Raw genomic sequence first — 24,129 nt, 5'->3', positions numbered from 1 at the left:
TCAGCGACCGCGCACCGCTTGTTCCAGCTCGGCGAAGCTCGGGCGATGCTTCGGATACAGCACCTTGCGCCCGAACTCGACCGCCAGCGACGGCGGCATGCCGGAGGCCGAGGCCACCAGCGAGGCCTTGATCGCCTCGTAGACGTTCAGCTCTTCCTTGGCGTCGTGCTGCAGGCAGTTGGCCAGCGGGCCGAAGAAGCCATAGGCCGCCAGGATACCGAAGAAGGTACCGACCAGCGCCGCGCCCACGTGCATGCCGATCGCCTTCTGGTCGCCCTCGCCGAGCGAGGCCATGGTCACCACGATGCCCAGTACCGCCGCGACGATACCGAAGCCGGGCATGCCGTCGGCCACGCCAGTCACCGCGTGCGACGGGTGCTCGAGCTCTTCCTTCATGCTCAGCAGTTCCATGTCGAACAGGCCCTCGAGCTCGTGGGGTGCCATGTTGCCGGTGGACATGATGCGCAGGTAGTCGCAGATGAACGCCGTCATGCGCTCGTCGCCGAGCACTGCCGGGTACTTGGCGAAGATCGGGCTGGCGGCGGCATCTTCGATGTCGCCCTCGATGGCCATCATGCCCTCGCGGCGGCTCTTGTTGAGAATCTCGTAGATCAGGCCCAGCACTTCCAGGTAGAAGGTGTGGGTGAAGCGGCTGCCGAACATCTTCAGCGACTTCTTGATCACGTGCAGGGTCATGTAGCCCGGGTTGGCCTGCAGGAAGGCACCAAAGGCTGCACCACCGATGATCAGCACTTCGAATGGCTGGATCAGCGCCGCGATCTTGCCGTGGGATAGGACGTACCCGCCGAGAACGCTCGCGAATACGACGATGATGCCGATAATTTTAGCCATAGATTGGAAGCACTTGCTGTCGTGGTCAGGTTCAGGGGCGGGAGCTTTGAAACTCTGCTTCTACTTATCGGCAGAACTGCGCCAGACTATAGCCACATAATGCGAAAAGCCAGTTCGGACTGATGTCAAAATGCCAATCGAAACCAAGCTGCCAGCGCAGGTCCCCTCCTCTCTCGAGGGCTGGGTAAAGCTACTCGACGGTATCCGTGTGCCGGTGCCCAAGGAGAGTCATGACCGCGTCCTGGCGGCGGTCAACGACAACCGCCGCTCGCTGCGCGACATCGCCGAACTGATGCAGGACAGCCCGTCGCTGGTGCTGTGCGTCATGCGCGAGGCCAACCATCCGGCCAACGCCAGCATGGCCGAGCCAGCCGAAAGCCTGGAGGTTGCCCTCAACCGCCTGGGTCTTTCACGCATCCTGCAGCTCATGGGGCGTCTACCGGCGGTGCCGGCCGACGACATCCCGCCGGTGCTGCGCCAGTTCCTGCTGATCAGCCAGCATGCCACGCAACAGGCCAACGGCCTGTTCGCCAGTCGCCTGGCACGGCTGTGGCAGGAAATCCACTGGGGCAGCCTGCTGTTCCTCTCGCCGCTGTGGCCCCTGGCGCTGGCCTACCCCAAGCTGCTCGACGCCTGGGAACTGCGGGTGATCCACAAGGGCGAGGACGCCGCCGAGGTGGAGCATGCGTTGTTCGGCGTGCGCATCATGGAACTGTGCCGGGCCGTCGCCCTGCACTGGCGCCTACCGGAATGGGTCACCCAGGGCTATCGCCTGCTGCTCGAAGAGCGCGAGCAACTGGCCCAGGTGCTGAATATCGCCCGCGATCCCGATGCACTGAACCAACAGCATCGCCTGGACGACGAAAGCGGTCTGCGCCGCTGGTTCAACCAGCCGGCCAATACCGTGCTGCTGGCCAACGGGCTGGCGCTGTCGGCGCAGGTCGGCTGGGACAACCCGCACCTGCTGCGCTGGCAACTGCTGACCGCGCTGTATTTGCAAACCACCCTGGACGACGTCCAGCAGCAGGTCCACCAGCAGGCGGCCGCCAGCGCCCGCCATCACGCCCGGCATGCGTTGTTCCATCCGGCCGAAGCGCTGATCTGGCCTTGGGAGCAACGCCGGCCGCACCCGGACATGCTCACCGCGCCGCCGCCCCCTGCGCAGGACCTGGAACGCTGGCGTGCCCTGTGTGGCGAGTTGCTGACCCAGCCCAGCCCGTTCAGCAACAGCATGCACCTGGCCACCCTGGCACGTGATGCCTTGCTGGCCTGCGGCATGCAGCGGGTGCTGCTGCTGATGCTGGACAAGCCCAACGACTGCCTGCGCGTGCAGCAAAGCGCCGGCCTGCCGCGTGAAGCGGCGGCGCTCAAGGTCGACCTGAACGCAAGCACCCTGCTGCAAAAACTGCTGAGCAAAGCTTCGCAACTGCGCCTGACGCCGGAAAACCACGCCCGTTTCGCGCCCCTGCTGCCCACCACACTGCGCGCCCTGTTCCCCAGCGAACACGTGCTGCTGCGCTCGCTGGCGTTGAATGAGCAGGCGCTGATGCTGGTGATCGCCGACCAGGGCGGCAAGCCGCTGGCCGATGTTGGCGTGCAGGCGTTCGGCAAAACCGCGCAATGTATCGAGCGCGCACTGGCCAGCTTCGCCAACCGCAATGGCTGAGCCGTGCGCTACAATCGCCCCTTTCTCGCCCCCGGAGACCGTGGATGACTGATTTTTCCGGCTTGCCTCTGGTGATCGAAGCCGACGACCTGCTGCCGCGCCTGCAATCGCCCGAGCTGATCCTGGTCGATCTGAGCAGCGCCAATCGCTACGGCAGCGGCCACATCCCCGGCGCGCGCCTGGTCGACGGCAAGCGCACCCAGCTCGGCCAACCGCCTGCGCCCGGCCTGTTGCCAGCGCTGGGCGATCTGGAAAAGCTGTTCAGCGAATTGGGTCATCGCGACGATGCGGTGTACGTGGTGTACGACGACGAAGGCGGCGGCTGGTCCGGGCGCTTCATCTGGCTGCTCGACGTGATCGGGCACAAGGCCTACCACTACCTCAATGGCGGCATCCAGGCCTGGCCTGCCGATCAACTGTCCACCGAGGTACCGCCCGTGGCGAACACACCGGTTAAGCTGCGCCTGCACGGCGAACCCACCGCGACCCGCGAGTATCTGCAAAGCCGCCTGGGCGCCGCTGACCTGGTGGTCTGGGATGCCCGTGCACCGCAGGAGTTCTCCGGCGAGAAAGTCTTGGCCGCCCGAGGCGGACACATACCCGGTGCGATCAATTTCGAGTGGACCGCCGGGATGGACCTCAACGACCGCCTGCGCATTCGCGGCGATATCGCACAGACCCTTCGGCAACTGGGCATCACCCCCGACAAGGAAGTGATCACCCACTGCCAGACCCACCGTCGCTCCGGCTTCACCTACCTGGTCGCCAAGGCCCTGGGCTATCCACGGGTCAAGGCCTACGCTGGCTCGTGGAGCGAGTGGGGCAATCACCCGGACACGCCTGTAGACGTTTAAGGAAACTGCATGAAATCCCGTTTGTTCATCATCAGCCAGTACCTGCTGCCGCATCACCTGCTCTCGCGCCTGGCCGGCTGCGTGGCCGAGTGCCGCGTACGCTGGTTCAAGAATGCCTTCACCGCCTGGTTCGCCAAGCGCTACCAGGTCAACATGAGCGAAGCGCTGGTCGAGGACCTCACCGCCTACGAGCACTTCAACGCCTTCTTCACCCGTGCCCTCAAGCCCGGCGCACGCCCGCTGGACGACACCCCTGGCGCGATCCTGTGCCCGGCCGACGGCGCCGTCAGCCAGCTTGGCCCGATCGAACACGGGCGCATCTTCCAGGCCAAGGGCCACAGCTACAGCGCCCTGGAGCTGCTGGGCGGCGATCCGGCGCTGGCAGCGCCGTTCATGGGCGGCGAGTTCGCCACCATCTACCTGTCACCCAAGGACTACCACCGCGTGCACATGCCGCTGGCCGGCACCCTGCGTGAGATGGTCTATGTGCCAGGTCGGCTGTTCTCGGTCAACCAAACCACCGCTGAAAACGTACCGGAACTGTTCGCCCGCAACGAGCGCGTGGTGTGCCTGTTCGACACCGAGCGCGGGCCGATGGCCGTGGTGCTGGTCGGTGCAATGATCGTCGCCTCGATCGAGACGGTGTGGGCCGGGCTGGTCACACCACCCAAGCGCGAACTCAAGACCGTTCGCTACGACGAAGCCAGCCGTGCGCCGATCCATCTGGAGAAAGGTGCGGAACTGGGCCGCTTCAAGCTGGGCTCCACCGCCATCGTGCTGTTCGGGCCGGATCAGGTGAAGTGGGCGCAGAACCTCGGCGCGCTGTCGGCCGTACGCATGGGTGAGCAATTGGCACTGCCGACCCAAAGCTGACCAGACACATGAGGGCGCGGCAGCCTGCCGCGCCCTCATGCCTCTACCAGGCCCTCACGCGCAACCGTTGCGGTCGCGCCAGCCCAGCAGATACAACACCCCGTCCAGACCCAGCGTAGAAATGGCCTGCTTGGCCGATTGACGCACCAGCGGCTTGGCCCTGAAGGCCACGCCCAGGCCCGCCAGCGACAGCATCGGCAAATCGTTGGCGCCATCGCCGACTGCGATGGTCTGCTCCAGTTGCAGCCCCTCCTTGATCGCCAACTCCTGTAGCAGATCGGCCTTGCGCTGGGCATCGACGATCGGCTCCACCGCCACCCCAGTCACCTTGCCATCCACCACTTCCAACTCGTTGGCGAAGACGTAGTCGATGCCCAGGCGCGCCTGCACCTGCCTGGCGAAATAGGAGAAGCCGCCGGAGAGGATGGCGGTCTTGTAACCCAGGCGCTTGAGTTCAGCGAACAGGTGCTCGGCGCCTTCGGTCAGGCGCAGCGAGGCGCCGATCTCGTCCAGCACGCCGACATCCAGGCCCTTGAGCAAGGCCATGCGCTCCTTGAAGCTGGCGCGGAAGTCCAGTTCGCCGCGCATGGCGCGTTCGGTGATCGCCGACACCTGCTCGCCGACACCCGCCGCCTTGGCCAGCTCGTCGATCACTTCGGCTTCGATCAAGGTCGAGTCCATGTCGAAGACCGCCAGGCGGCGGTTGCGACGGAACAGGTCATCCTGCTGAAAGGCGATATCGACGCCCTGTTCGGAGGACAGCGCGAAGAACTCGGCGCGCAGGGCCTGGGGATCGGTCGGCTCGCCGCGCACCGAGATTTCCAGGCAGGCACGCCCCTGTTCGGTGGGCGCATCGAGCGCGACCCGGGCCGACAGGCGCTCGATACGCTCGATGGTCAGGCCGTACTGGCTGATCAGCGCGCTGACGCGTTGCAACTGTGCCGGGGTGACCTTGCGGCTGAGCAGGGTGACGATATGGCGGTTGTCGCCATGACCGTCGACCCACTGCTGGTAGTCTTCTTCGGAAATCGGCGTGTAGCGCGCCTGCAGGTTCAGCTCGTGAGCCTTGGACTGCACGCTTTGCAGCAAGGCGGTGGCGACCTCGTTGTCGGGAATGTCCACCAGAATGCCGAACGACAGCGTGCCGTGCATGACGGCCAGACCGATGTCGAGAATGTTCACACCGCCCTGGAGCAGGACGCCGGTGAGGGCCGCAGTGAGACCCGGACGGTCTTCACCAGTGATGTTGATCAGGACGATTTCGCGCAAGACCGTGCTCCAACTCGATGAAAAGTGCGCATTCTACCCACTTTCAGTGACCACCGGGCAGCACCGATACTTTGCCGACAAAACGCGGGTCGCTATACTGCCCGGCATCAATTCCGCCATAAAGAGCCGCGCTCTGTGAACCGGCCCACGCCCGTCAAAACCGACAACTTCTTTCTGATGATCTTCCGAGCCTTGAGCCAACGCCGTATTCCCTTGGCATTGCGCATCGCCAGCCACAACATTTTCCTGGTGGCGCTGGCTCTGGTGATCTATGCCTGCGTGATGGGCCTGCAGTTCAAGCAGGCCATGCACGAGCAGGCCGATGCCGTGGGCCAGAGCCTGACCACCCAGACGGCGACGTCGGCGACCGAGCTGTTGGTGTCCAACGATATCCTCAGCCTCAACGTGCTGCTGGGCAACTTGGTGAAGAACCCGCTGGTGGCCCACGCGGCGATCTACAGCCCCGACAATCGCATCCTCGCCGAGGCCGGGCAACGGCCGAAGAACAGCCTGCTGGGCGAGGCCGAGGGTGTCTACCAGACCAAGATCACCTTCCAGGACGTGACCGCCGGGCAACTGCGCATCAGCCTGGACATGAGCCAGTTCCAGCAGCCGATGCTGATCAGCCTGCAGAGCATGGGCATTCTCGCCGCCATCCTGCTGGCCTTGGCGCTGACCCTGAGCCTGCGCCTGGGTCGCTTCATCTCCACGCCGCTGCTGCAACTGCGGGTCTGGTTGCGCGATCCTCACCCCTACACTCCGGGCATCGAGCGTCAGGACGAGATCGGCGATCTGGCCAGGCAGCTGCACGCCAAGCTGGCACCGCCGCCGCCAGCGGAGCCTGAACCCGAGCCGGAAGACGAGGACGACTTCGCCGACCTGCCGGTCGAGCCCGCCGCGCGCAAGGCCACCGCCAAGCCCGTGAGCGCCCGCCCCGTCGCGGCCGACGAAGAGGCCGACGACGACGCCTTCGCCGACCTGCTCGAGGACAACGAGCCCAGCGCCAAGGCGCTGAGCGTTGCCGAGCCGGACGAACCGAACACCAGCGCCGTGCTGGCGGTGCAGTTGGGCTCCCAGGAGCAACTGCGGCGCCTGCCGCGCACGCGCCTGACCGAGCTTCTGGAGCGCTACCGCGACTGCCTGGATCAGGCCGCGTCGCTCTACGAAGGTGAAGTGCAGACGCTCAACGATGGCAGCACCCTGCTGCTGTTCCACAGCCGTCACAGCGGCGAGGACTACCTCACCAACGCCATCTGCTGCGGCGAGCTGCTGCGCGCCCTGGGCCACGCCTTGCAGATCGAGGTGGCCGACAGCGGCATCACCTTGCAACTGCAACTGGGCTTGGCGCTGGGCGAAGACCTGCTGGACATGGACCAGGTGGATCTACTGATGACCGACAAGGCCCAGGCGGCCCTGGCCCTGTCACAGCACAGCCGCAACCTGCTGCTGGTCGAACGCCAGGTCAGCGACGATGCGCTGATCCGCCAGCGTGCGCGTATTCGCCCGATTGCCAGCCCCGAGGGGGCCTGCTGTGTCGAACGACTGATGGAGCCGTATCCGTCGATGCTGGAGCGCCAACTGGCCCGCATGCACGAGCGGCGCGGCTGATCGGAGGCCAACGCACAAAAAAGCCCGCAGCGCTGCGTAATGCGGTTCACTTAAAGAATGCTGGGGCCGCTTCGCGGCCCTTTCGCGGCACAAGGCCGCTCCCACAAAGTCCGCGCAAACCCTGAAACATGAGGCTGTACGGACCCTGTGGGAGCGGCCTTGCGCCGCGATGGGCTGCGCAGCAGCCCCAATTCCAGCAAAACAGATCTTAAGTGAACCGCATTACGCATCGCTGCGGGCTTTTTTGTGCCGGACGGGTCAGAAGCGGAACACTTCCATGTCCGTGCGAATCGGCGAAGCCATCGGAATTCTCGATTTCTCGGGCTGCTTCTTCACCTGGGCTTGGGCCGCCGGCTTCTTCGGGGCTTCTTCGGCGAGCGCCGGCTGGTTGGCCAAAGGCTTGACCGCGCTGCTCAACTGCTCGACCAACCGCTGCAGCAGTTGCCCCTGGGCCTGAACCTGGGACGCTTCGCTGCCTTCGTGCTGCTGCTCGAGGTGAACGATACGGTTGTCGCGCACATGGCCGCGACGGTCGAGCACGCGCCACTGGGCATCGAGAATCGCCGGCTGGCTGCTACCGGAGTCCAGGCGGGTGATGGACAGCAGCACTTGCACATCAGGCGTGAAGCCGGTGCTGGCCGGGGCCAGGACCACGCGTTGGCTGTCCAGGCGCCAGGCAAGCTGGCGGACCAGCAACTGGTCGATATCCGACGACAGGCTGCCGGCCCAGCGACCGTCGGTCGCGGCGGTGAGGCTGCCATCGGGCTGACGTTGCAGGAAGGTTTCACGTTGCAGGTAGTCGGCGACCGAGACCGGTCCGAGCACGACTGCCATGCCGGCAGCCTGCGTCGGCTGGCCGGGGTCACCGCTGTCGAGCTGATACAAGGCCACCGGCTGGTGCATGGTGCACCCGCCCAGGCCCAGCAGTCCCGTCATCAGCAGCGCAAAGGGAAGGCGCAGAAATTTCATCGTCCCATCCAGGCGGTTGCCGCGCGGCAACCGCAGTGATACTCGTGTGGATTCCTGGGGGCACACGGCCACGCCGGCCCCGCGAGGGGTGTATCATCCGCGAAATGGTCGGCAGACTCCAGCATTTCCGCCCAGATCGACGCTGAAAACGCCGCTCCGGATGGACAGTCGGTTCACGCCGGACGCTCTACCGTGAGGCTGTCGACGCGCTGGAAACCTCGTGGCAACTTGCTACCACGGCGGCCCCGCTCGCCTTTGTAATGTTCCAGATCATCTGGCTTGAGCGACAGGGTACGCTTGCCAGCCTGCAACACAAGGGTCGCGCCCTCGGCGATCACGGCCAGGTCGGTGACGTACTCTTCCCGGCTGGCGACCCGGTCCCCCGGTACACCGATGATCTTGTTGCCCTTGCCCTTGCCCAGTTGCGGCAGGTCGGCCACCTTGAACACCAGCAAACGCCCTTCGGTCGTCACCGCCGCCAGCCAATCCTGCTCGCGATCATCGACCGCACGCGGGGTGATGACCTTGGCGCCGTTGGGTAGGCTCAGCAACCCCTTGCCCGCCTTGTTCTTGGCCTGCAGGTCCTCGCCCTTGACCACGAATCCGTAGCCGGCATCGGACGCCACCACGTACAGCGCATCGTCCTCGGGCAGCAACACGCACTCGAAGCTGGCGCCGGGCGGCGGCGTCAGCCGACCGGTCAACGGTTCGCCCTGACCACGGGCCGAGGGCAGGCTGTGGGCCGCCAGCGAGTAGCTGCGGCCGGTCGAGTCGATGAGCACCGCAAACTGGTTCGAACGCCCCGCCGCTGCCGCTTTGAAGCCGTCACCGGCCTTGTACGACAAACCGGTGGCATCGATGTCATGGCCCTTGGCGCAGCGCACCCAGCCTTTTTCGGAGAGCACCACGGTCACCGGCTCGGTCGGCATCAGCTCGGTTTCCGACAGGGCCTTGGCCTCGGCGCGCTCGACGATCGGCGAGCGACGCGCGTCGCCGTAGGTTTCGGCATCCTTGATCAGCTCGCTGCGCACCAGCTTGCGCAGCTTGGCCTCGCTGCCCAGCAGCGCCAGCAACTTGGCCTGCTCCTTGAGCAGTTCGTCCTGTTCGCCGCGAATCTTCATCTCTTCCAGGCGCGCCAATTGGCGCAGACGGGTCTCGAGGATGTAGTCGGCCTGGATTTCGCTCAGTGCGAAACGCTCGATCAATGCCTGCTTGGGATGCTCCTCGGTGCGGATGATATGGATCACCTCATCCAGGTTGAGGAAGGCGGTGAGCAGACCTTCGAGCAGGTGCAGGCGACGCTCGACCTTGTCCAGACGGAACTGCAGGCGGCGGCGCACGGTGCCGATGCGGAACTGCAACCACTCCTGCAACAGCGCACGCAGGCTCTTGAGTTGCGGACGCCCGTCCAGGCCGATGATGTTGACGTTGACCCGATAGCTGCTTTCCAGATCGGTGGTGGCGAACAGGTGTTGCATCAGCTCAGCGGCATCGACGCGGTTCGAGCGCGGGATGATGACGATGCGGCAGGGGTTTTCGTGGTCGGACTCATCGCGCAGGTCGGCGACCATCGGCAGCTTCTTGTTCTGCATCTGCGCCGCGATCTGCTCCAGCACCTTGGCGCCGGACACCTGATGCGGCAAGGCGGTGACGACGATGTCGCCATCTTCCACGCGATACACCGCCCGCATGCGGATCGAGCCTTTGCCGCTCTCGTACATCTTGAGGATGTCGGCGCGCGGCGTGACGATCTCGGCTTCGGTGGGGTAGTCCGGGCCTTGGATGTGCTCGCACAGTTGCTCGAGGGTCGCCTTCGGCTCGTCGAGCAGACGCACGCAGGCGCTGGCGACTTCACGCAGGTTGTGCGGCGGCACGTCGGTGGCCATGCCCACGGCGATACCGGTGGTGCCGTTGAGCAGGATGTTCGGCAGGCGCGCCGGCAGGACCAGCGGCTCCTGGAGCGTGCCGTCGAAGTTCGGCCCCCAGTCCACGGTGCCCTGGCCCAGCTCGCTGAGCAGCACTTCGGAATAACGCGACAGCCGCGCCTCGGTGTAGCGCATGGCCGCGAAGGATTTCGGATCGTCCGGCGCACCCCAGTTGCCCTGGCCATCGACCAGCGTGTAGCGGTAGCTGAACGGCTGCGCCATCAGCACCATGGCTTCGTAGCAGGCCGAGTCGCCGTGGGGATGGAATTTACCCAGTACGTCACCGACGGTACGCGCCGACTTCTTGTGCTTGGCGTCGGCATCCAGGCCCAGCTCGCTCATGGCGTAGACGATACGCCGCTGCACGGGCTTGAGGCCGTCGCCGATGTGCGGCAGGGCCCGGTCCATGATCACGTACATGGAATAGTTGAGGTAGGCCTGTTCGGTGAAGTCGGCCAGGGAACGGCGTTCGACGCCTTCGAGACTGTCCAGTAAGTCGCTCATGCGAGCCTCGTCATTTCAGGTTCTGGCGCAGCAGCATGGTGCCACCGCGCTGAGTGAATTCAAGTTGTTTCAGGGCGCTCATGCCGAGCAGCACCGTCTGGCCGTCCAGCCCGGGCACCACCAAGGCGCGTACCTCGCGCAGGTGGATATCGCCCAACTGCAGGCTGTCGAGCCGGGTGCGATAGCCCTCGGTGCGACCGTTGGCGGTACTGAGCATCACTGGCGCGCCGCGTTGCAGCGCCAGGTCGCGAGCCAGCGCCTCAGGGATCGCCACGTCGGTGGCGCCGGTGTCGAGCATGAAATGCACACCCTGGCCATTGATCGCGCCGTCGGCCACGAAGTGACCCTGGCCGTTGGCCAACAGACTCACTTCGATGAAGCCCTCGCCATGGGAGGACTGCACCGCGCTGTTGGGATTGAGCTGGCGATCTTCCCATTGGCCGAAAAAGCGCGTGGCGAGAAACAGCGCGGCCGCCCAAGCGACGATCATCAGCACGCGTCCGGCACGCTTGCCCGGTGGCTGACTCAAGGCTTGGCGCTCCAGCCGCCGGCCGGCGCAGCGAAGCGCCAGACGATCGGTCGGGTTTCGCCATCGGCACGGCGGCCGTTGTTGTTGTCCAGCCCGATCCAGGCGCCATCCTTGTCGATCACCAACGCCTCGGCCAAGCCGTAAGGCTGGTCGTAGCGGCGCGATTCCACCAGCGCCTCGGCGGCGAACGACCAGCAGCGCTCCACCGCGCCGCTGTCGGCATCGCGGCGGCAGATGCGGTAGGCGTTGCGCTCGAGGGTGAACAGCTTGCCCTCGAACAGCGCCAGGTCGGCGAAGTCCCGCGACACCGCTCGGGCATTGGGCATCTGCGGCGGCTGCATCTCCAGGCCCGCCTCGCTGAGCAGTACGCAACTGACGCCACAGGTCCACAACGACTGCTGGCGCTGTATCGAGATCAGGCCACGGCGCTCGCGTTCGGCGGCCAGCCACAGGCGGTCGCCGGCAGGATTGATGGCCAGGCCTTCGAACAGCGCGTTGAAATGCAGCAACATGCCACTGGCCCTGGCCTGGCGGACCATGGCCGGATCGATGCGCAGCCAGTCCGGCTCGCCCTGCAACGGCAGTTGCAGGACGCCGGCGTGGGCTTCGCTGACCACATAGAGGTTGTCGGCGCCGTCGCAGGCGATGCCCTCGAAGTCCAGCTCACCGCCACGAATGTAGGATGCCGCCCAGTTGCGCGACTTCAGTCCCCAGGGCAACCCGCTTTCCGGTGGAGGCGGCGCAGTGAAGGTGAGCGCTTCGCTCTGCCACACGCCATCGTCGTGCTGCTCGAAGCGGTAGACACGGTCGTCGTCGCGGTCGGAAACACCCCACAGGGCGCCCCGGCACTGGGCCAGACCCGACAGGTTGCCGCCGCGCATGCCGTCGATCGGATGCTCGGCAGTGAGCGTGAGCTCGGGCCACTCGCTGGCCAGCGTCGAAACGCTGAGCAGCGTGAGCAGCACCGCGCACAGTGACCGCATCAAACCAGGACCTCGGCCAGGTTGCCTTTGGTCTCCAGCCAGTGCTTGCGATCGCCCGCGCGCTTCTTGGCCAACAGCATGTCCATGATCTCGGTGGTGCCGGGCAAGTCGTCCAGGGTGAGCTGCACCAGGCGCCGGGTATTGGGGTCCATGGTGGTTTCGCGCAGTTGCGGCGGGTTCATTTCGCCCAGGCCTTTGAAGCGGGTGACCTGTGGCTTGCCGCGTTTCTTCTCGGCGACCAGACGATCGAGAATGCCATCGCGTTCGGCATCGTCGAGGGCGTAATAGATGTCCTTGCCCAGGTCGATGCGGAACAGCGGCGGCATGGCCACGTAGACATGGCCGGCCTCGACCAGCGGACGGAAGTGCTGGACGAACAGCGCGCACAGTAAGGTGGCGATGTGCAGGCCGTCGGAGTCGGCGTCGGCGAGGATGCAGATCTTGCCGTAGCGCAGTTGCGACAGGTCAACGGCACCCGGATCGACGCCGATGGCCACGGCGATGTTGTGCACCTCCTGGCTGGCCAGCACCTCGCCGCCATCGACTTCCCAGGTGTTGAGGATCTTGCCGCGCAGCGGCAGGATCGCCTGGAACTCTTTGTCCCGCGCCTGTTTGGCCGAGCCACCGGCCGAGTCGCCCTCGACCAGGAACAGCTCGGCACGCATCGGGTCCTGACCGGCGCAATCGGCCAGCTTGCCGGGCAGCGCCGGGCCTTGAGTGATGCGTTTGCGCTCGACCTTCTTGCTCGCCTTCAAACGTCGCCCGGCGTTGCTGATGGCCAGTTCGGCCAGTTGCATGCCCAGTTCGGGGTGGGCGTTGAGCCACAGGCTGAAGGCATCCTTGACCACGCCGGAGACGAATGCCGCCGCCTCGCGCGACGACAGCCGTTCCTTGGTCTGGCCGGAAAACTGCGGCTCCTGCATCTTCATCGACAGCACGAAGGTGATGCGTTCCCAGACGTCTTCCGGCGCCAGCTTGACCCCACGCGGCAGCAGGTTGCGGAACTCGCAGAACTCGCGCATGGCGTCGAGCAGGCCCTGGCGCAGGCCGTTGACGTGGGTACCGCCCTGCGCTGTGGGGATCAGGTTGACGTAGCTTTCCTGGACGCTGTCGCCGCCCTCGGGCAGCCACAGCAGCGCCCAGTCGACCGCTTCCTTGTTGCCGGCCAGGCTGCCGCAGAACGGCTCGTCGGGCAGGCGCAGGAAGTCGCTGACCGAGTCGACCAGGTACGAGCGCAGGCCGTCTTCGTAGTGCCACTCGACCTTCTCGCCGGTGCCCTTGTCCTCGAAGCTGATCGACAGCCCCGGGCACAACACAGCCTTGGCCTTGAGCACGTGCTTGAGGCGGCTGATGGAAAACTTGGGCGAGTCGAAATACTTCGGATCGGGGGCAAAGTACACGCTGGTGCCGGTGTTGCGTTTGCCGACCGTGCCGACCACCGCCAACTCGGTGGCCTTGAAGCCGTCGGCGAAGGTCATCTGGTATTCGTTGCCGTCGCGCTTGACGCGCACGCGCACCTGGGAGGACAGGGCGTTGACCACCGAGATGCCAACGCCGTGCAGGCCGCCGGAGAACTGGTAGTTCTTGTTGGAAAACTTACCCCCGGCGTGCAGCTTGGTGAGGATCAGCTCGACGCCGGACACGCCCTCTTCGGGGTGGATGTCCACCGGCATGCCACGGCCGTCGTCGCTGACCTCCAGTGAGTGATCGGCATGCAGCACGACCTGGATCGAACGGGCGTGGCCCGCCAGGGCTTCGTCGACACTGTTGTCGATGACTTCCTGGGCCAGGTGGTTGGGCCGGCTGGTGTCGGTGTACATGCCCGGTCGCTTGCGGACCGGGTCGAGGCCGGAGAGGACTTCGATGGCGTCTGCGTTATAGGCGCTAGCGCTGGGATTGGCCATGGGTTCTCGTCGTCAGTCTGGTGAATGCAAAGGTCAAAATACAGAGAAGTCGAGCGCCGCGTACTGTCCGCGGGCAATGCCGGCAAAGGCCAACAGGGCGGGCAAGCGCTCGACGAAGCCTTGGAAGCCGTGATCGCCTCCGGCCTGAATGCGCAGGGCACACGCCCGGTAAAAACACTCGGCGTCGCGGTAGTCCAGCGTTTCGTCGCCGGTCTGCAGCCACACCTGATAACGCGTCGCGTCCTGCGGCGGCGGCACTTCGAGTTCGGCCAGGGCCTGCACATGGTCGTGGGTCAGCTCCCAGGTTTCACCGCTGTAGTGATTGCGCTGGGTGCCCAGATAACCGTCGAAGCGCCGGTGCGGCGTGACCGCCGGGTTGATCAGCAGGGCCTTGAGCCCGTGGCGCTCGGCCAAGTGGGTGGCATAGTAGCCGCCGAGCGAGCTGCCGACCAGCAGCGGCGCATCCAGCTCCGCCAGCCCCGCTTCGAGCTGGGCCATGGCCTGGCGCGGGTGATGATGCAGGGCCGGGATGCGCAGTCGCTCGGCCAGGCCGAGATGCTGCATGACGGCTTCGAGCTGCCGGGCCTTGGTGGACAGCGGCGAGCTGTTGAAGCCATGGATATAGAGGATCGAACCCGACATGCTACCCCCGGAATCTGCGGCTTCGCGCCCGATGTGATGGGCGTAGGAGGCGCAGTTTAGCCTGTTCGCGGGGTTTTGACGAAAGGCCCGGATTTACCAACGAGTTCTTCGGCAAAACACCCAGAGCACGCCCCCTCTCGAGGCTGCCGCAGGCCTCAGTAGCCAGGACTGTCGAAATCCAGCTTGACTTGGAAATCCCGTGCCCGCTCGACGCCCGTCTCCAACCGTCCATCGGCATGCAGGCGCAACCAGCGATAGCCTGGCTGCTGCTCGCTCACCTGAAAATCCGCGCTGCCGGGGGCGAATTGCAGGCAGGTCGATGGACTGGCCAGCAACCGCAGCCCCTCGCGCACCTCGTCCCACTCCTGATGCACATGCCCCCAGAGCAGCGCCTTGACCTGCGGGTACTGCGCCAGGCGCGCCAAGAGCTGATCGGCGTTGCGCAGGCCGATCGGGGCGATCCATTCGCAACCGATATCCACCGGCTGATGATGGCAGCAGACCAGGCAGTAGCGGTCTCCCGCGCTGGCCAAGGCAGCGTCGAGCAGCGCCAGTTGCGCCGCCGCGAGCTGACCATGGGTGGCACCGGGCACGGCGCTGTCGAGCATGACGATGCGCCAGGCGCCGATATCGGTCACCGCCTGCATCAGCGCGCTGTGCGCGGTCACCTCGGCCATGAGTCGGGCGTCATCGTGATTGCCCGGCAGCCAGCGGGCTGCCGCGCCCAGCTCGTCGGTGAGCTGGCGAAACGCGGCATAGGACGCGGCGCTGCCATCCTGGGACAAATCACCGGTGCACAACAGCAGGTCGATGCGCGGCTGTTCGCGGCGTACCTGCGCGATCACATGGCGCAGGCTGTCGCGGGTGTTCAGGCCAAGCATGGCCCCCGCGGGATCGGCGAACAGATGAGGGTCGGTCAATTGCACCAGGTGCAGCGGTGCGGGAGGCGTGGGTGGGTGCGACAACGGCCGTCTCCTTGTGCGGAATCGGCAGAATTATGGACGCAGCGAAAGATGAGGCAAAGACGCAAAATCGACGAGCGTCACATTTCAACGCACGGTTTCGTACTCATGGCCGCAGGCCAGGCAGTGGCTCAGCCATTCGCCGAGGAACAGGTTGAGCTGAGCCTTTTCGTCGGGCTGGTGCATCGCCGCATTCGGATACGGATAGATGCTGCGCAGGCGCCGCGCATGCTCGGCACTGACCACCTCGGCCATGCGCGCATCGTGGTACACCTGCACCTCCAAGTGCGGAACCGGCAACCAGGGCAGGCTGTGCTCCTGGCGCACACGCAAGGTGGTGGTATAGGGGCAGGCCAGCACCACCTCGAGCACCAGCACCCCGAGCATCTGGTCCCCCTGGGTCATACCGATGCGTCGCGAACTCTGGGTGCTGCGCATGTCCGGCAGCAGGCGCATCAGCCGGGCGTAGTTGGCCTCACAGGCCGCCTGCAACCCGGCCAGGTCGACCCGATAGCGTTCGCGCAGCAGGTTCACTTCCACATCCCCCGCACTTCGTCGCGGTTCAGCGCCAGCCATTGCAGGGCGATGATGCTCGCGGCGTTGGCAATGCGCCCGTCGCGCACCGCCTGCAAAGCGTCGTCGAAGGTCCACACGCGCACGCGGATGTCCTCGCCCTCCTCTTCCAGGCCATGCAGTCCGCCGGCGCCCTCGCTGCTGCAGCGACCCAGGAACAGGTGCACGTATTCGTCACTGCCGCCCGGCGAGGGGAAGTAGCGGGTCATCGGCCATAACGCGGCAAAGTGCAGGCCGGCCTCCTCCTCGGCTTCGCGATGGGCCACTTCCTCGGGCTGCTCGTCCTTGTCGATCAGACCGGCGACCAGTTCGATCAGCCAAGGGTTGTCGGTCTTGTCCAGCGCACCGACGCGAAACTGCTCGATCAGCACCACTTCGTCGCGCTGCGGGTCGTAGGGCAGCACGCACACCGCATCATGGCGCACGAACAGCTCGCGGCTGATCTCACGGCCCATGCCGCCGGCGAACAGCTCGTGGCGCAGGCGCACTTTGTCGAGCTTGTAGAAGCCCTGGAAGCAATTGGTCCGCTCGACGATCTGCACCGTCCTGGGCACCGGGTTCAAGGTGTCTGACATGAAATTCCTCGCTACATCAACCACTGCATCGCGCCATCCTACTCTGCGAATCGCCGCGTTTCATCCCTTTCCCGCGACCGGGACAGGCCGCCTGCACTCTGTTAGCTTAGTGGCGAACCGAAGGCCCTGCCGACGGTCCAAGGCCGATCAACCCCGTTCTGCAAGGACTCCCATGACGCTCGTCAAACTGACCGCCGTCGCCCTGTTGGCGATGACCCTCGGCGCCTGCCAGAGCCTGTTCGCGCCCAACTACCGCGCGCCGGTCGAGGTCAAGCGCGAAGCCTGGGAACACGTCAAACCCGGCTGCAGCGAGCGCGACTGCCCTCTGGTGAATATCGACACCGTGCACTTCCCGACGTTGCCCAAGCTCGATGCCCTGGTGGAGCGCCGCCTGCTGCAACTGACCGAAGACAATCAGCGCGGCACTGCGCCGACCACGTTGCAGCAATACGAACAGCAGTACCTGGCCAGCGCCCCGGCGCGCAACAGCAGCTACCTGCAAGCCAAGGTACGCGAGCAGCATGACGGACTGGTGATCGTCGAATTGTCCAGCTACCTGGACAGCGGCGGTGCCCATGGCATGCCGGGCCGCGCCTTCATCAACTATTCGCGCAAGCAGGACAAGGTGCTGACCCTGCAGGACATGCTGATCCCCGGCCAGGAAGATACCTTCTGGAAAACCGTCGAGGAATCGCACCGCGCCTGGCTGATCAGCACGGGCATGGACAAGGACGCCGAGTTCGTCAAAACCTGGCCGTTCAAGCCATCGCCGCACATCGCCCTGACCTACGGTGCGGTCGTGGTGAAGTACGAGGTCTATGCCATCGCCCCTTACTCCATGGGCCACGTCGAACTGAAAATCCCCTATCCACGCCTGAACGGCGTCATCCGTCCAGAGCTGTTCCCTGGCCGAGGCTAAGCGCGTCGGCCGTTGCGGCTTGCCCGCGAACGGCACCTCGACTCGCTGAAAAGGGCCGCGCGGTGTGCAACCGCGCGGCCCGCCGCACTCACACCTTGCGGTACAACTGGCTGCCTTCCTGACGGAAGCGCTGAGCCTGCTCGCGCATGCCTTGCTCGGCCGTGACATCGACGGTGTCGATCTTGGCGGCGTATTCGCGCACTTCCTGGGTGATCTTCATCGAGCAGAACTTCGGCCCGCACATCGAGCAGAAGTGCGCGACCTTGGCCGACTCCTTGGGCAGGGTCTCGTCGTGGAAGGCGCGCGCCGTGTCCGGGTCCAGGCCCAGGTTGAACTGATCCTCCCAGCGGAACTCGAAACGCGCCTTGGACAGCGCGTTGTCGCGGATCTGCGCGCCGGGATGACCTTTGGCGAGGTCGGCGGCGTGGGCGGCGATCTTGTAGGTGATGATGCCGGTCTTGACGTCGTCCTTGTTCGGCAGGCCCAGGTGTTCCTTGGGCGTGACGTAGCAGAGCATCGCGCAGCCGAACCAGCCGATCATCGCCGCGCCGATACCCGAGGTGATGTGGTCGTAGCCGGGGGCGATGTCGGTGGTCAGCGGCCCGAGGGTGTAGAACGGCGCCTCGTCGCAGCACTCCAACTGCTTGTCCATGTTCTCCTTGATCAACTGCATCGGCACATGGCCGGGGCCTTCGATCATGCACTGCACATCGTGCTTCCAGGCGATCTTGGTCAACTCGCCCAGGGTTTCCAGCTCACCGAACTGGGCGGCGTCGTTGGCGTCGGCGATCGAGCCGGGACGCAAGCCGTCGCCGAGCGAGAAGCTGACGTCGTAGGCCTTCATGATTTCGCAGATCTCGTCGAAGTGCGTGTACAGGAAGTTCTCCTGGTGATGCGCCAGGCACCACTTGGCCATGATCGAGCCGCCACGACTGACGATGCCGGTGACGCGCTTGGCGGTCAGCGGCACGTAGCGCAGCAGTACGCCAGCGTGGATGGTGAAGTAGTCCACACCCTGCTCGGCCTGCTCGATCAGGGTGTCGCGGAACAACTCCCAGGTCAGGTTCTCGGCAACACCACCGACCTTCTCCAGGGCCTGGTAGATCGGCACGGTGCCGATCGGCACCGGCGAGTTGCGGATGATCCACTCACGGGTTTCGTGGATGTGCTTGCCGGTGGACAGATCCATCACCGTGTCCGACCCCCAGCGAATGCCCCAGGTCAGTTTGGCCACTTCCTCTTCGATGGACGAGCCCAGGGCACTGTTGCCGATGTTGCCGTTGATCTTCACCAGGAAGTTGCGGCCGATGATCATCGGCTCCAGCTCGGTGTGGTTGATGTTGGCCGGAATGATCGCGCGCCCACGGGCGATTTCCTCGCGGACGAATTCAGCGGTGATTTCCTTGGGGATGCTGGCGCCGAAGCTGTGACCGCCATGCTGCTGGTCGAGCAGGCCGGCGGCGCGGGCCTCCTGCAACTTCATGTTCTCGCGGATCGCCACGTATTCCATTTCGGCGGTGACGATGCCCTGGCGCGCGTAGTGCATCTGCGTGACGTTGGCGCCGGCCCTGGCCCGGCGCGGATTGCGCACGTGGGCGAAGCGCAGCTTGGTCAGCTCGGCATCGTTGAGCCGTTGCTGGCCGAAGTTCGAGCTCAGGCCGTCCAGGCGCTCGGTGTCGCCACGCGCGTCGATCCACGCCGAGCGCACATCGCCCAGGCCTTTGCGCACGTCGATGATGACGTTAGGGTCGGTGTAAGGGCCGGAGGTGTCGTAGACCAGTACCGGGGCGTTCTGCTCGCCGCCGAAGTCGGTGGGGGTGTCGTGCAGGCTGATCTCGCGCATGGGCACGCGGATGTCCGGGCGCGAGCCATGGACGTAGACCTTGCGCGAATTGGGCAGCGGTTGCACGGACTGCTGGTCGACGCGGGCCGACTCGCTCAGGCTGATCGTTTTTTCTTGTTGACTCATCACAGGCTCTCCAGACAGCTTCCTAGCGGGCGGAATGTCGGGGCGAACCTGAAAGGCGCGGACGCACTCCTTGCTGGAGTGCAGTGCCGGATACTTGGGGTGCCTTGGCTGTGTGACAGCGGCGACGATCCCGGACCTGGCACAAGAGGCTCCCCGGGAAGGTGAGCAATCTTGTTCCCTACGCAGGCGCTAACCTGATCAGGTTCAACGGGATCCGGAACTCTCCGATCTCAGCCTTCGACTCAAGGCACCCCGACAAGAACTTGCGCAGTCTAGACTGGTCTGGTCTGCAAAGCCAAGCGCATTGCCGGGCAAGGGACGAAAGGCGCAGGCCGCCGATTGTTGCCGGCGGCGCCCGGCACTACACTGGCGCATCGCCCGATACTCAACAGTTCAGAAATTATTTTTCGTACAAGGATTGCCCTATGCTGCGCAAACTTTCACTGGCGCTCGCCGTGTCTTGTGCGTCCCACGGCGCGGCCTGGGCAGCGGCTGTGCCCATGACGGTGAAGACCGACCTGGTCAGCGTCTACCAGGAAGCGGTGGGCAACAATGCCGACCTCGCGGCCGCCCGCGCCGACTACGGCGCGCGCCGGGAAGTGGTGCCGCAGGCGCGGGCCGACCTGCTGCCCAACCTCTCCGCCGGGGCCGAGACGATGAACACCCGCACCCAGCTGGATCAGCCATCGATCACCTCCACGCGCAGCGGCACCGCCTGGAGCGCGACCCTGTCGCAGCCGCTGTTCCGTGCCGACCGCTGGTTCCAGTTGCAGGCCGCCGAAGCGGTCAACGAACAGGCCGCGCTGGAGTTGTCGGCCACCGAACAGAACCTGATCCTGCAAAGCGCCGAGCGCTACTTCACGGTGCTGCGCGCCCAGGACAACCTGGCCTCGACCAAGGCCGAGGAAGCAGCGTTCAAGCGCCAGCTCGACCAGTCCAACGAACGCTTCGACGTGGGCCTTTCCGACAAGACCGACGTGCTGCAGTCCCAGGCTGGCTACGACACCGCCCGCGCCAACCGCATCCTGGCCGAGCGCCAGGTGCAGGACGCCTTCGAGGCGCTGGTGACCCTGACCAACCGCGAGTACGGCTCGCTGCAGGGCGTGGTGCACAGCCTGCCGGTGCAAGTGCCCACGCCCAATGACGCCAAGGCCTGGGTCGAGACCGCCGCGCGGCAGAACCTCAACCTGCTGGCCACCAACCACGCGGTGGAGGCTGCCGAGGAAACCCTGCGCCAGCGCAAGGCTGGCCATGCACCCACCCTCGATGCCGTGGCGCGCTACCAGAAAGGCGACAACGACAACCTTGGATTCAGCAATCCAGCGCCGCAACCCGGTGTGCGCTACGGCGGCGATGTGGAGCAGACCAGCGTCGGTCTGCAATTGAACATTCCGATCTACAGCGGCGGGCTCACCAGTTCGCAGGTGCGCGAGGCCTATGCGCGGTTGAACCAGAGCGAGCAGCAGCGCGAAAGCCTGCGCCGCCAGGTGGTCGAGAACACCCGCAACCTGCACCGGGCGGTGAATACCGACGTGGAGCAGGTGCAGGCACGCAAGCAGTCGATCGTCTCCAACCAGAGCGCGCTGGAAGCCACCGAAATCGGCTATCAGGTGGGCACCCGCAACATCGTCGACGTGCTCGACGCCCAACGTCAGCTGTATGCCTCGGTGCGCGACTACAACAACAGCCGCTACGACTACATCCTCGACAACCTGCGCCTGAAACAGGCGGCCGGCACCCTCAGCCCGCAGGATCTGCAAGACCTGGGACGCTACCTGAAGCCCGACTACAACCCGGACAAGGACTTCCTGCCGCCAGACCTGGCAGCGGCAGCGGCGAAGAACTTCGAGCGCCGACGCTGAGGCGGCGGCATTGGCGGGGCCGATCGGACGCGCGGGTCAGCCGATCAGCTTCGCCAACCCGTCGAGCAAGCGCTGCAAGGCGCCCTGGTTGGCCTGCATCACCGCCCTGCCCGCCTCGCCCATGCGCCGGCCGTCCTGGGGCAATTCGATCAGACGACGTACAGCCGCGGCCAAGCCTTCGGCGTCGTCCACCTGCTGCAAGGCGCCGGCATCGCGCAGCATCGCGCTGATTTCCAGGAAGTTGAAGACGTGCGCACCGGTGATCACCGGCAACCCCAATGCCGCCGGCTCCAGCGGGTTGTGCCCGCCGGTGGGCACCAGGCTGCCGCCTACGAAGGCAATATCGGCCAGGGCGTAGAGGAACAGCAATTCGCCCATGGTGTCGCCGAGCAACACCTGGGTCTGCCCGTCCACTGCCACCTCGGCAGATCGCCGCACCGTGGTGAAGCTGGCGCGACACAGCGCGTGCACGGCGTCGAATCGTTCCGGGTGGCGCGGCACCAGAATCAGCAACGCATCGCCATGCACCTGCAGCACACGCCGGTGGGCGTCGAGGATTGCCGCATCTTCACCCTCATGGGTACTGGCAGCGATCCACACTGGCCGCTGGCCTGCGCCCCACTGCTCACGCAGGTGCCGAGCACGCGGCACCAGGGTGTCGTCCAGCTTCAGGTCGAATTTGATCGAGCCGGTGACCTGCACGCACTCGGCACGGGCGCCCAGGCTGCGAAAGCGCTCGGCTTCGGTTTCGGTCTGCACGGCGATCAGGCTCATCTCTTCGAGCATCGGCCGGGTGAGTCCGGCGAACCGCGCATAGCCACGCGCCGAACGCGCCGACAGCCGTGCATTGGCCAAGGCCACGGGAATGCCGCGCCGTGTGCACTGGTGGATATGGTTGGGCCACAACTCGGTTTCCATGATGATGCCCAGGCACGGGCGCACCCGGTCGAGGAAACGTCCGGCGGCCCAAGGCAGGTCGTAGGGCAGGTAGCAGTGCTGCACCCGCGGTTCGTCGGCGAACATCGCGCGGATGCGTTCCGAGCCAGTCGGCGTCATGCAGGTCAGGGTGATCGGCAACTGCGGATAGGCCTGCAACAGCGCCCGGACCAGCGGCGCCGCAGCAATGCTCTCGCCCACCGACACGGCATGCACCCAGATGCCACCCTGGCGCATGGCCGGCAGGCCGAAGGCCAGGCGCTCGGCAATGCGTTGGCGGTAGGCCGGTGCCTTGCGCCCGCGCAGGAACAGGCGCAGCGCGATCAGCGGCAGGCCCAAGTGAAACAGCAGGGTATAGAGGGTTCTGTTCATGGCGCCGCAGTGTACCCGGATCCGCCGCAAAACACCTGCCGCGCTCAGCCGATGGCCCGCAAATGCACGGCGAAACGCTCGGCCAGCCACTGCCCGGCCGGGCCCAGCGGCTCGTCGCGGCGCCAGGCCAGTTCCGCCACCAGCGCCGGCGGGCGCCATTCGCTGTCGAGTTCGAGCATGTGCGCCTGGTAGGTCGGGTATTGCACCACATGGCGCGGCAGCCACGCCCACCCCAGCCCGCGCATGAGCAACTCGGCCATGGCATAGAAGCTGTCGGCGCGCCACACCTGCGGACTGATCGCCTGCCCGCCCGGGTAGTCACTGTCGCCCGGCGTGATCAGCAACTGTCGATGGCGGGCCAACTGCTCCAGGGACACCCGCCCCTGCCGTGCCAATGGATGATTCACGGCGCACACGGTGACCATCTCGACGCTGCCCAGCGTGCGGCGCTCCAACGACGCCGGGATGCTCTCGTGGTTGAAGAACAAGCCCAGGTCGGCACGGCGCTGCACCAGTTTGCGCGCCACATCGCCCTGGGCGCCGCTAGCCAGGTGCACCTGCAGGTACGGAAAGCGGCTGGCCAGGTCATCCATGCTGTCGAGTACCGGCTGATAAGGCATGGCCTCGTCCTGGGCCACGCGCAACAACGCCTCCTGGCCGCGCATCAGCGCCAGGGCGCGGCTGTCGAAACGCTCGCACTGGCGCAGCAATTCACGGGCGTCCTCCAGCAGCACCTCACCGCTTTCAGTGAGGGTCGGCTGACGGCCGCTGCTGCGCTCGAACAGGCTCACGCCCAAATCGGCTTCGAGCAACGCAATGGCCGTGCTGATTGCCGACTGCGCCTTGCGCTGCGCCCGTGCCACCGCCGAAAAGGACCGCAGTTCCGCCACCTGCACGAAGGTTTTCAACTGTTCGAGGTTCCACTGATCGGCCATCAACCCATCTCCAAAACGGATAGGTAATGACTTTACCGCATCTATGCCACCGCTAGAATGCCGAGCCTGTACCGGAGGAACTGCCCATGAATGCCTACAGCTATCTCGCCATCGCCATCTGCGCCGAAGTCATCGCCACCGCGTCGATGAAAGCCGTCAAAGGTCTTAGCACGCCCGTGCCGCTGTTGCTGATGATTGGCGGCTACGCGATTGCGTTCTGGATGCTCACCCTGGTGGTGCGCAGCATTCCGGTGGGTATCGCTTACGCGATCTGGTCGGGGCTGGGAATCGTGCTGATCAGCGTGGCCGCCCTGGTGATCTACGGCCAGAAGCTGGACCTGCCGGCCATGCTGGGCATGGCGCTGATCGTCGCCGGCGTGGTGGTGATCCAGGTGTTCTCCAGGACCGCCGGCCACTGAGCGTCAAGACCACGGCCGCAGCGCACCTG

Annotated in this window: 21 protein-coding genes and 1 riboswitch; of the genes, 7 read left to right on the top strand and 14 right to left on the bottom strand. The window is 65.4% G+C overall.

What is annotated here, in order from left to right; all coding sequences use genetic code 11:
- On the bottom strand, positions 1–852 hold the full coding sequence (motA, locus tag Q6A47_RS12390) for a flagellar motor stator protein MotA (protein ID WP_029612787.1): 852 nt from the start codon (positions 850–852) through the stop codon (positions 1–3).
- Between the two features lie 130 nt (positions 853–982).
- On the opposite strand from motA, the gene Q6A47_RS12385 reads away from it, so the two are divergent.
- Genes Q6A47_RS12385 through asd form a run of 3 tightly spaced genes read left to right on the top strand, consistent with a single transcriptional unit; the run spans position 983 to position 4,245 of the window.
- Complete coding sequence (locus Q6A47_RS12385; protein ID WP_116887458.1) at positions 983–2,518, top strand: HDOD domain-containing protein; 1,536 nt, start codon at positions 983–985, stop codon at positions 2,516–2,518.
- 44 nt (positions 2,519–2,562) lie between these two features.
- Entirely contained in the window at positions 2,563–3,372 is an 810-nt protein-coding gene (locus tag Q6A47_RS12380; RefSeq protein WP_304484451.1) for a rhodanese-like domain-containing protein, read from the top strand.
- A gap of 9 nt (positions 3,373–3,381) precedes the next feature.
- Positions 3,382–4,245 (top strand): archaetidylserine decarboxylase, encoded by an 864-nt coding sequence (gene asd / locus Q6A47_RS12375; RefSeq protein ID WP_304484450.1) that lies wholly within the window; start codon positions 3,382–3,384, stop codon positions 4,243–4,245.
- A 54-nt stretch (positions 4,246–4,299) separates the two neighbouring features.
- Here asd and serB read toward each other — a convergent pair whose 3' ends face one another.
- Complete coding sequence (gene serB, locus Q6A47_RS12370; RefSeq protein ID WP_039582846.1) at positions 4,300–5,514, bottom strand: phosphoserine phosphatase SerB; 1,215 nt, start codon at positions 5,512–5,514, stop codon at positions 4,300–4,302.
- Positions 5,515–5,649: 135 nt separating this feature from the next.
- On the opposite strand from serB, the gene Q6A47_RS12365 reads away from it, so the two are divergent.
- On the top strand, positions 5,650–7,122 hold the full coding sequence (locus Q6A47_RS12365) for a histidine kinase (protein ID WP_304484449.1): 1,473 nt from the start codon (positions 5,650–5,652) through the stop codon (positions 7,120–7,122).
- A gap of 258 nt (positions 7,123–7,380) precedes the next feature.
- Here the strand turns inward: Q6A47_RS12365 and Q6A47_RS12360 are convergent, their stop codons facing one another.
- The 9 genes from Q6A47_RS12360 to Q6A47_RS12320 form a co-directional block, all read right to left on the bottom strand.
- Positions 7,381–8,091 carry a PqiC family protein gene (locus tag Q6A47_RS12360; RefSeq protein ID WP_039582843.1) on the bottom strand — a complete coding sequence of 237 codons (711 nt, stop codon included), beginning with the start codon at positions 8,089–8,091 and terminating at the stop codon, positions 7,381–7,383.
- Between the two features lie 173 nt (positions 8,092–8,264).
- Positions 8,265–10,520, bottom strand: coding sequence for a DNA topoisomerase IV subunit A (gene parC / locus Q6A47_RS12355; RefSeq protein ID WP_039582842.1), 2,256 nt, complete (start codon positions 10,518–10,520; stop codon positions 8,265–8,267).
- Between the two features lie 10 nt (positions 10,521–10,530).
- Complete coding sequence (locus Q6A47_RS12350; protein WP_029612792.1) at positions 10,531–11,049, bottom strand: retropepsin-like aspartic protease family protein; 519 nt, start codon at positions 11,047–11,049, stop codon at positions 10,531–10,533.
- Positions 11,046–12,032 carry an esterase-like activity of phytase family protein gene (locus Q6A47_RS12345; protein ID WP_369811486.1) on the bottom strand — a complete coding sequence of 329 codons (987 nt, stop codon included), beginning with the start codon at positions 12,030–12,032 and terminating at the stop codon, positions 11,046–11,048. The genes Q6A47_RS12350 and Q6A47_RS12345 overlap by 4 nt, the downstream gene beginning before the upstream one ends.
- Positions 12,032–13,936, bottom strand: coding sequence for a DNA topoisomerase IV subunit B (gene parE / locus Q6A47_RS12340; RefSeq protein ID WP_039582838.1), 1,905 nt, complete (start codon positions 13,934–13,936; stop codon positions 12,032–12,034). Before parE ends, Q6A47_RS12345 begins: the two co-directional genes overlap by 1 nt.
- Before the next feature lie 33 nt (positions 13,937–13,969).
- Positions 13,970–14,578: a YqiA/YcfP family alpha/beta fold hydrolase gene (locus Q6A47_RS12335; RefSeq protein ID WP_304484447.1), complete on the bottom strand. Its 609-nt coding sequence runs from the start codon at positions 14,576–14,578 to the stop codon at positions 13,970–13,972.
- 155 nt (positions 14,579–14,733) lie between these two features.
- Entirely contained in the window at positions 14,734–15,543 is an 810-nt protein-coding gene (gene cpdA, locus Q6A47_RS12330) for a 3',5'-cyclic-AMP phosphodiesterase (RefSeq protein WP_304484446.1), read from the bottom strand.
- Positions 15,544–15,627: 84 nt separating this feature from the next.
- Entirely contained in the window at positions 15,628–16,080 is a 453-nt protein-coding gene (locus Q6A47_RS12325; RefSeq protein WP_039582835.1) for a DUF1249 domain-containing protein, read from the bottom strand.
- Entirely contained in the window at positions 16,071–16,688 is a 618-nt protein-coding gene (locus tag Q6A47_RS12320) for an NUDIX domain-containing protein (RefSeq protein ID WP_304484445.1), read from the bottom strand. Before Q6A47_RS12320 ends, Q6A47_RS12325 begins: the two co-directional genes overlap by 10 nt.
- 172 nt (positions 16,689–16,860) lie before the next feature.
- Here Q6A47_RS12320 and Q6A47_RS12315 point away from each other — a divergent pair, with 172 nt between their 5' ends.
- Positions 16,861–17,607: an RsiV family protein gene (locus tag Q6A47_RS12315; protein ID WP_029612802.1), complete on the top strand. Its 747-nt coding sequence runs from the start codon at positions 16,861–16,863 to the stop codon at positions 17,605–17,607.
- A gap of 88 nt (positions 17,608–17,695) precedes the next feature.
- Here Q6A47_RS12315 and thiC read toward each other — a convergent pair whose 3' ends face one another.
- Positions 17,696–19,576, bottom strand: coding sequence for a phosphomethylpyrimidine synthase ThiC (thiC, locus tag Q6A47_RS12310; protein ID WP_304484444.1), 1,881 nt, complete (start codon positions 19,574–19,576; stop codon positions 17,696–17,698).
- A gap of 158 nt (positions 19,577–19,734) precedes the next feature.
- A riboswitch (TPP riboswitch) is annotated at positions 19,735–19,841 on the bottom strand.
- A 160-nt stretch (positions 19,842–20,001) separates the two neighbouring features.
- On the opposite strand from thiC, the gene Q6A47_RS12305 reads away from it, so the two are divergent.
- Positions 20,002–21,438, top strand: a complete 1,437-nt coding sequence (locus tag Q6A47_RS12305) for a TolC family outer membrane protein (protein WP_304484443.1) — start codon at positions 20,002–20,004, stop codon at positions 21,436–21,438.
- Between the two features lie 36 nt (positions 21,439–21,474).
- Here Q6A47_RS12305 and waaA read toward each other — a convergent pair whose 3' ends face one another.
- Together waaA and Q6A47_RS12295 are read right to left on the bottom strand one after the other, a co-directional pair.
- Positions 21,475–22,746: a lipid IV(A) 3-deoxy-D-manno-octulosonic acid transferase gene (gene waaA, locus Q6A47_RS12300; protein ID WP_304484442.1), complete on the bottom strand. Its 1,272-nt coding sequence runs from the start codon at positions 22,744–22,746 to the stop codon at positions 21,475–21,477.
- A 44-nt stretch (positions 22,747–22,790) separates the two neighbouring features.
- A complete protein-coding gene (locus tag Q6A47_RS12295) occupies positions 22,791–23,681 on the bottom strand; it encodes a LysR family transcriptional regulator (protein WP_116887451.1) in 891 nt (296 codons plus the stop codon).
- 86 nt (positions 23,682–23,767) lie between these two features.
- On the opposite strand from Q6A47_RS12295, the gene Q6A47_RS12290 reads away from it, so the two are divergent.
- A complete protein-coding gene (locus Q6A47_RS12290) occupies positions 23,768–24,100 on the top strand; it encodes a DMT family transporter (protein WP_304484441.1) in 333 nt (110 codons plus the stop codon).
- The last annotated feature ends 29 nt before the right edge of the window (positions 24,101–24,129 follow it).

This window comes from Pseudomonas boreofloridensis (assembly GCF_030580795.1).
Classification (GTDB): Bacteria; Pseudomonadota; Gammaproteobacteria; order Pseudomonadales; family Pseudomonadaceae; genus Aquipseudomonas; species Aquipseudomonas boreofloridensis.
The sequence above is the reverse complement of the archived record's forward strand: the minus strand, read 5'-3'. Positions and strand labels throughout refer to the sequence as shown.

Excerpts from the sequence above, each read along its gene's own strand:
- motA (WP_029612787.1), bottom strand. The coding sequence starts at position 852 with ATGGCTAAAATTATCGGCATCATCGTCGTATTCGCGAGCGTTCTCGGC.
- Q6A47_RS12385 (WP_116887458.1), top strand. The coding sequence starts at position 983 with ATGCCAATCGAAACCAAGCTGCCAGCGCAGGTCCCCTCCTCTCTCGAG.
- Q6A47_RS12380 (WP_304484451.1), top strand. The coding sequence starts at position 2,563 with ATGACTGATTTTTCCGGCTTGCCTCTGGTGATCGAAGCCGACGACCTG.
- asd (WP_304484450.1), top strand. The coding sequence starts at position 3,382 with ATGAAATCCCGTTTGTTCATCATCAGCCAGTACCTGCTGCCGCATCAC.
- Q6A47_RS12360 (WP_039582843.1), bottom strand. The coding sequence starts at position 8,091 with ATGAAATTTCTGCGCCTTCCCTTTGCGCTGCTGATGACGGGACTGCTG.
- parC (WP_039582842.1), bottom strand. The coding sequence starts at position 10,520 with ATGAGCGACTTACTGGACAGTCTCGAAGGCGTCGAACGCCGTTCCCTG.
- Q6A47_RS12345 (WP_369811486.1), bottom strand. The coding sequence starts at position 12,032 with ATGCGGTCACTGTGCGCGGTGCTGCTCACGCTGCTCAGCGTTTCGACG.
- parE (WP_039582838.1), bottom strand. The coding sequence starts at position 13,936 with ATGGCCAATCCCAGCGCTAGCGCCTATAACGCAGACGCCATCGAAGTC.
- Q6A47_RS12335 (WP_304484447.1), bottom strand. The coding sequence starts at position 14,578 with ATGTCGGGTTCGATCCTCTATATCCATGGCTTCAACAGCTCGCCGCTG.
- Q6A47_RS12320 (WP_304484445.1), bottom strand. The coding sequence starts at position 16,688 with ATGTCAGACACCTTGAACCCGGTGCCCAGGACGGTGCAGATCGTCGAG.
- Q6A47_RS12315 (WP_029612802.1), top strand. The coding sequence starts at position 16,861 with ATGACGCTCGTCAAACTGACCGCCGTCGCCCTGTTGGCGATGACCCTC.
- thiC (WP_304484444.1), bottom strand. The coding sequence starts at position 19,576 with ATGAGTCAACAAGAAAAAACGATCAGCCTGAGCGAGTCGGCCCGCGTC.
- Q6A47_RS12305 (WP_304484443.1), top strand. The coding sequence starts at position 20,002 with ATGCTGCGCAAACTTTCACTGGCGCTCGCCGTGTCTTGTGCGTCCCAC.
- waaA (WP_304484442.1), bottom strand. The coding sequence starts at position 22,746 with ATGAACAGAACCCTCTATACCCTGCTGTTTCACTTGGGCCTGCCGCTG.
- Q6A47_RS12295 (WP_116887451.1), bottom strand. The coding sequence starts at position 23,681 with ATGGCCGATCAGTGGAACCTCGAACAGTTGAAAACCTTCGTGCAGGTG.
- Q6A47_RS12290 (WP_304484441.1), top strand. The coding sequence starts at position 23,768 with ATGAATGCCTACAGCTATCTCGCCATCGCCATCTGCGCCGAAGTCATC.